Annotated in this window: 1 protein-coding gene; it reads left to right on the top strand. The window is 45.0% G+C overall.

Annotated features, from left to right (window positions below):
* Positions 1–425: threonine/serine exporter family protein (locus tag AB4512_RS25070; protein WP_372176162.1), on the top strand; the 425-nt coding region annotated here is incomplete at its 5' end.
* Between the last annotated feature and the right edge of the window lie 64 nt (positions 426–489).

Raw genomic sequence — 489 nt, 5'->3', positions numbered from 1 at the left:
GTTGGTTAGTTGTCGTAATGATAGGGCTATCGTGTGCTTCTTTTAGCCGTCTTGCTGGCGGAGATTGGCATGTCTTTATGATGACGTTTATAGCTTCGGCTTGCGGTATGATCGTGAGACAAGAGATCGGTCATCGCCATTTCAATCCGTTATTAAATTTCGCTATTACCGCTTTTGTCACCACCACCATTTCAGCTCAGGCAGTGCTCTACAATATTGGTGGTCAACCCACTATCGTGATGGCTTCGTCAGTATTGATGCTAGTGCCCGGTTTTCCTTTGATTAACTCCGTAGCAGATATGCTTAAAGGCCACATTAATATGGGTCTCGCACGCTTCACCATGGCCAGTTTATTAACGTTGGCTACAAGCTTAGGTATTGTCGCAGCTATGAGCCTATCTGACGTATGGGGGTGGGTGAACTAATGACTATTTTTGAACTTTTTGTTGGGTTACTCAACGACATGTTTTTTGCTGCGATTCCTGCGGT

This window comes from Vibrio sp. 10N.222.52.B7, from assembly GCF_041474275.1.
Taxonomy (GTDB): domain Bacteria; phylum Pseudomonadota; class Gammaproteobacteria; order Enterobacterales; family Vibrionaceae; genus Vibrio; species Vibrio crassostreae_C.
Note: the sequence above shows the minus strand (reverse complement) of the source record. Positions and strands in the feature narration are given on the sequence as shown.